Origin of the sequence: Prevotella sp. P2-180, from assembly GCF_002251435.1 — a bacterium.
Lineage (GTDB): Bacteria > Bacteroidota > Bacteroidia > Bacteroidales > Bacteroidaceae > Prevotella.
On record NZ_NPJI01000071.1, the window covers coordinates 1 to 994 of the forward strand.

Consider the following 994-nt stretch of genomic DNA (forward strand, 5'->3'; position numbering starts at 1 on the left):
CTGTTATGTATCTCCACCGTCACCTCCGATGCCAATGCGCTTGTAGTGCCTGTTATGGTAAACAAAGCTGGCATCAGGTTTTCCGGTCCCACATGGTCAAGGCATTCCCTCACGCCCTGACCTCGGGCCTGGCGGGGTATTCTCAATTCCCCGCCCGCCCCTTTCGCGTCTTTCGTCACTTTTGCCATGTTCTGAATCCCTCTCCTATTGCTTCCTTAGCTTCCTTTTCCATCACGTTCTCCACGTCAAGTCCCTCGTGCTTAAACACCTTCAGCGTCAGCAGAAACGCCCCGTCCTTGGTGGCAGACAGTCTTCCGTGCGCCACCTTTTTCAGCAGTATTCCCCTTCGCCTTTTTGACGACGGTTGTGGCGTGAAGTCGAAGGTGCCGTCTCTCATCAGCTGTCCCTTGCCTGTCCTCACAAACGGTTCCACCACTCCCGGCACTGGGTCGTCGGGACAAAACGTCACATTCTTCTGGTCTGTCACATGGACAACGCCCACAAGCATCACACTCCTGCCGCCATCAATGTCGGCATTTTTCACTGTTCTACTCATAATCAACACTTTTTTTTTGAATTAAACATTTTCTTTCTTCACTCCCCATCCGTTCAGTTCCTGCGCCGCCATTTCTCGGCCGTCCCTGGTTTTGTATTCCCTCACTCTCGACGACCAGTGGCACGACACAGTGTCACCCTCCTTGATACAGTCCACCTGGTTCACCCTGTCGGCGGTGAACCTCACGAGATACTGGTTAGGATACTGTATTCTCTCGTCATTCTCCTCCAGTATCACCTCTCTCGATTTCCACTCGCCTCTCTCCGACACTCCCGTCTGTAGAGGCAAAATTTTCTTTACTTTAAGATTTTCCATTTTTCTTTACATTTTAAATTATCGTTATGCTTACCTCCTTCTCATCCTCCATCATTCCCATCAACTTTCCAAGAGCATTCCTGCTCCACACGAGTCTGCCCTTAATAAGGTTGTCGCCCGCCC

The 994-nt window shown here is 50.9% G+C and carries 3 protein-coding genes; all 3 read right to left on the reverse strand.

Annotated elements, in window-relative coordinates:
• Window positions 1-188, reverse strand: a 188-nt coding sequence (locus tag CIK98_RS17710) for a hypothetical protein (RefSeq protein ID WP_141210506.1), incomplete at its 3' end; no start/stop codon positions are given.
• Window positions 176-556 (reverse strand): hypothetical protein, encoded by a 381-nt coding sequence (locus tag CIK98_RS10370; RefSeq protein WP_094384167.1) that lies wholly within the window; start codon window positions 554-556, stop codon window positions 176-178. The genes CIK98_RS17710 and CIK98_RS10370, both read right to left, overlap by 13 nt.
• A gap of 21 nt (window positions 557-577) precedes the next feature.
• Window positions 578-871: a DUF3127 domain-containing protein gene (locus tag CIK98_RS10375; RefSeq protein ID WP_094384168.1), complete on the reverse strand. Its 294-nt coding sequence runs from the start codon at window positions 869-871 to the stop codon at window positions 578-580.
• Window positions 872-994: the final 123 nt, after the last annotated feature.

What these genes read in the sequence shown, in the direction of transcription:
- CIK98_RS10370 (WP_094384167.1), bottom strand. Translation starts at nt 556, where the DNA reads ATGAGTAGAACAGTGAAAAATGCCGACATTGATGGCGGCAGGAGTGTG.
- CIK98_RS10375 (WP_094384168.1), bottom strand. Translation starts at nt 871, where the DNA reads ATGGAAAATCTTAAAGTAAAGAAAATTTTGCCTCTACAGACGGGAGTG.